The organism is Microbacterium sp. K35 (assembly GCF_004794375.1).
Taxonomy (GTDB): Bacteria; Actinomycetota; Actinomycetes; order Actinomycetales; family Microbacteriaceae; genus Microbacterium; species Microbacterium sufflavum.
Genome location: NZ_SSDM01000407.1, coordinates 1 through 3,710 on the forward strand (window position 1 = coordinate 1; position 3,710 = coordinate 3,710).

Here is a 3,710-nt window from a genome sequence, read left to right on the forward strand (position 1 = left end):
CGGTCGGTGCGGGGGTGGTCGGCTCGGCGGCGGTGTCAGGCTCGGCGGCCGTGTCAGGCTCGGCGGCGGCGGTGGTCGGCTCGGCGGCGGCGGCGGCGGTCGGCTCGGCGGCGATGGCAGGCTCGGTGGTAGCGGTCGGGGCGGCGGCGGCGGCGGTGGTCGGCTCGATGGCGACGGGAGTCTCTGCGGGGGAGGCGGGCGCGTCGGCTGCGGCGAGGGTCGGCTCTGCTCCGGCGGCGACCGGAGTCGCTGCTGCGGCGAGGGTCGGCTCTACTGCGGCAGCAACGGTCCGCTCGGCGGCGGCAGCAACGGTCGGTGCACCTTGCGGCTCGGGACGGAGGGCCCGGGAGCGGATGGCGGCCCGAGTGGCGGGCGGGGACGGGGTCGGCGTCACGGTCGCCGCGGAGGTCGGCTCCTCCGGCGGGGTCGGAGCGGACGTGCGACGTCGGTCGCGGCGCAGCAGGGGCCGGGAGTCGATCGCGGATGCTGCGGGGTCGAGCGGGGCGTTCTCGCGCGAACGTCCGGAGGGTAGAGCAGTCGTGACGGGGTCCTTCCGCGAGCAGATGATCTCGGGTCACGGCCCCTTCGGGAGGACCGTTACCGTCCCGTAACCTACGTTGCCGTTCGGGGAGGCGTCAAATCCTCCGTGCCGGAATTCCTGCTGCGCAAGCTCCCGATGTCGTTGCGCCGCCTGGGCCCGTGGACGAGGGCGGAGTCGTCGCGGAGCATCAGAGTGGCATCGACGAGATCGCACCAGAGGGTGACACCGTGCTGGTGCCGATCGTGCGAAGGGTGGTGGAGGGGCTGACGGGAATCGAACCCGCGCTGTCTGCTTGGGAAGCAGAAGTTCTACCATTGAACTACAGCCCCGAACCCGCCCGAGAGCAGGTGAGGGCAAGCCTACCCGTCTCCGGGGCGATGGCCAAAGCGTGAACCGCGGCGTCAGGCCGTGGCGTCCGCCGTCGCGGGGGTGTCGCGCTGCTGCCCCGCGTACATCGTGCCCCACCGCGTGAGCGCGTCGACGAGCGGGGTCGCGGTCGCACCCAGCTCGCTCAGCCGGTACTCCACCTTGGGCGGCACCTCGCGGTAGACCGTGCGGGTGATCAGGCCGTCCGCCTCCAGCTCGCGCAGCTGCCGGGTGAGCACGCGCGACGTGGGGTCCTGCAGCAGGCGCCCGAGCTCCCCGAAGCGCAGCACGCCGTGCTCGGCGAGCAGCGACAGGATGCTCGGCTTCCACGCGCCGCCGAGCACGGCGATCGAGACCTCCGCGTCGCAGGTCTCGGTCCACTCGCGGACGATCCTGGCCGTCTTCTCGCGCATCGTGCCTCCACAGTATCCAAACGGTAAGTACGTGACGACAATGTCGGTACTTGTGTCCCTTGCCTGTACTTTACAGACTGAGACCGTGACCACCAGCCCCGTCGTCGTCCCCGTCCGCTCCTCTCTCCGGCTCTGGATGGCGATGGTGCCGCTCCTGCTCGGCGTGCTCATCGGCGCCCTCGCCATCAGCAGCGTGTCCACGGCGCTGCCCGCGATCCGCGACGACCTCGCGCTGACCGACACCGAGGGTCTCTGGCTCGTCGACGTCTATGCGCTGTCGCTCGCGGCGACGCTGATCCTGGCGGCGCGGATCGGCGACGCGTTCGGGCGCAAGACCATCGTCGTGATCGGGCTCGTCGGATTCGCGGTGCTCAACGGCATCGGCGGCGTCGCCACCAGCGGCCTGCTGCTCATCGTGATCCGGGCTCTGCTCGGCGTCGCGGAGGCCTTCGTGGTCGCGGGTGTCGTGGCCACGATCGGTGCGACCTTCCAGGCGAGGGAGCGCGTGCTCGCGTACGGGCTCTGGACCGCCACCTTCGGCACCGGCAGCGCCCTCGGCCCCGTGCTCGGCGGGCTCCTCGCGGAGGGCCCCGGCTGGCGGTGGCTGCTGCTGGGCAGCGTCCCGCTCGCGGTGGCCGCCGCCCTGCTCGCCCTGTGGCTCGTGCCGGACTCGCGCAGCACGCAGCCGCCGTCGTGGGACGTGCCGAGCATCCTGTCGTCGATCGTCGCGCTCGGCGCCCTCGTTTTCGCGCTGCACGAGGTGCTGGCCGCTCCCGTGTCGGCCGCGGTGGCCGCGGTCGTGTCGGTCGCCAGCCTCGTGTTCTTCGTACGGCGGCAGCGTCGGCTGCCCCTCCCGCTGCTCGACCTGGCGCTGTTCCGGGTGCCGGGATTCAGTCCGGCGATCGTCCGCATCATCGTCAGCAGCGGGGCGTCGTCGGCGTCGGTGCTCCTGGTGAGCCTGCACCTGCAGGATGCGCGGGGACAGAGTGCCGCCGAGGCGGGAATCGCGCTGCTGCCGCAGGCCGCGGCGATCGCGATCGGCGGGGTGCTGGCGCCGCTCGCGCTGCGCTGGCTGTCGGCGAACGCACTCACCGTGCTGGTGCTGCTGCTGCAGGCGCTCGGGCTCATGTGGCTCGCGTTCGACCCCGGCATCGTGGCGCTGCCGCTCGTGCTGGTCGGACTCGGGTTCGGCATCGCGGGGACCCTCGCCGCCGCGACGCTGTTCGAGGTGACGACCGAGGACCAGGCGGGACAGGTCGGGGCGGTGCAAGAGGTGGGCTTCGCCCTGGGCGGCGGACTCGGCATCGCGGTGTTCGGCACGATCGCGGCCGTGCTCGTGACGGGCGGCTTCCTGGTGGCGGTGGTCGCGGCGGCGGTGACCGTGACGGCGGCCGCGCTGCTCCCGCTGCTCTCGCGTCGCAGCGCCCCGGCCCTGTGACGCGGATGCCGCAGGTCGCGTGAGGCGCGACCCGTGCGGTGACTAGGCTGAGGCCGTGCTTCTCAGCGATCGCGACATCAGGGCAGAACTCGCGTCGGGCCGTGTCGGCCTGGCTCCGCACGAGCCGGAGATGATCCAGCCGTCCAGCATCGACGTGCGCCTGGACCGCTACTTCCGCCTCTTCGACAACCACAAGTACCCGTTCATCGATCCGTCGGTGGATCAGCCCGAGCTCACCCGGCTCATCGAGGTCGATCCCGACGAGCCGTTCATCCTCCACCCCGGCGAGTTCGCGCTCGGGGCGACGTTCGAGCAGGTGACGCTGCCGGACGACATCGCCGCGCGTCTCGAGGGCAAGTCCTCGCTCGGGCGCCTCGGCCTGATCACGCACTCCACGGCCGGGTTCATCGACCCCGGGTTCACGGGTCATGTGACGCTGGAGCTGGCGAACGTCGCGACCCTGCCGATCAAGCTGTGGCCGGGGATGAAGATCGGGCAGCTGTGCTTCTTCCGGCTCACCTCGCCCGCCGAGAACCCCTACGGCTCCGGCCCCTACGGCAACCGGTACCAGGGGCAGCGCGGGCCCACCGCGTCGCGGTCGTTCCAGAACTTCCACCGCACCGACGTGGGCGTGACCGATGTGGGAGCGATCGGAGGCTGACATGAGCGACGGCGACGGGCGGACCCCGGAGGAGCCCGGAACCCCGGGTGGACCTGTGGCCCCGGACGGCCCGGTGACGCCCGAGCCCCTGCTGCCTCATGAGCCCGCGGCCCCGGACGAGCCGGTGGCCCCGGATGAGCCGGATGCTGCCGGTGCGGCCGTCCCGACAGAGTCCGCGGCGATCCGCCCGGCCGACGACGTGATCCCCCCGGCCCCGCCGGAGACCCCGATCCCGGACGGCCTGCTCGACCCGCCGCCCGCCGACATCCCGCCCGCGGACGCCGTGCTCCC

The 3,710-nt window shown here is 72.5% G+C and carries 3 protein-coding genes, 1 tRNA gene and 2 pseudogenes; 3 read left to right on the forward strand and 3 right to left on the reverse strand.

Translation table 11 applies throughout. From position 1 onward, the window contains the following. From DW299_RS19305 to DW299_RS16825, 3 genes and pseudogenes are all read right to left on the reverse strand, one after another. A pseudogene (locus DW299_RS19305) lies at positions 1-394 on the reverse strand (HtaA domain-containing protein); the annotation flags it as partial. A 402-nt stretch (positions 395-796) separates the two neighbouring features. Next, positions 797-870 (reverse strand) — tRNA-Gly (locus tag DW299_RS16820). Positions 871-942: 72 nt separating this feature from the next. Further along, entirely contained in the window at positions 943-1,320 is a 378-nt protein-coding gene (locus tag DW299_RS16825) for a winged helix-turn-helix transcriptional regulator (protein WP_136037273.1), read from the reverse strand. An 85-nt stretch (positions 1,321-1,405) separates the two neighbouring features. Here DW299_RS16825 and DW299_RS16830 point away from each other — a divergent pair, with 85 nt between their 5' ends. The 3 genes and pseudogenes from DW299_RS16830 to DW299_RS16840 form a co-directional block, all read left to right on the forward strand. Continuing rightward, positions 1,406-2,758: an MFS transporter gene (locus DW299_RS16830; protein WP_168442766.1), complete on the forward strand. Its 1,353-nt coding sequence runs from the start codon at positions 1,406-1,408 to the stop codon at positions 2,756-2,758. A 55-nt stretch (positions 2,759-2,813) separates the two neighbouring features. Continuing rightward, positions 2,814-3,419 (forward strand): dCTP deaminase, encoded by a 606-nt coding sequence (dcd, locus tag DW299_RS16835; RefSeq protein WP_136028727.1) that lies wholly within the window; start codon positions 2,814-2,816, stop codon positions 3,417-3,419. Between the two features lies 1 nt (position 3,420). Continuing rightward, a pseudogene (locus DW299_RS16840) lies at positions 3,421-3,710 on the forward strand (hypothetical protein); the annotation flags it as partial.

Coding starts and splice junctions, on each gene's coding strand:
- DW299_RS16825 (WP_136037273.1), bottom strand. CDS start 1,320: ATGCGCGAGAAGACGGCCAGGATCGTCCGCGAGTGGACCGAGACCTGC.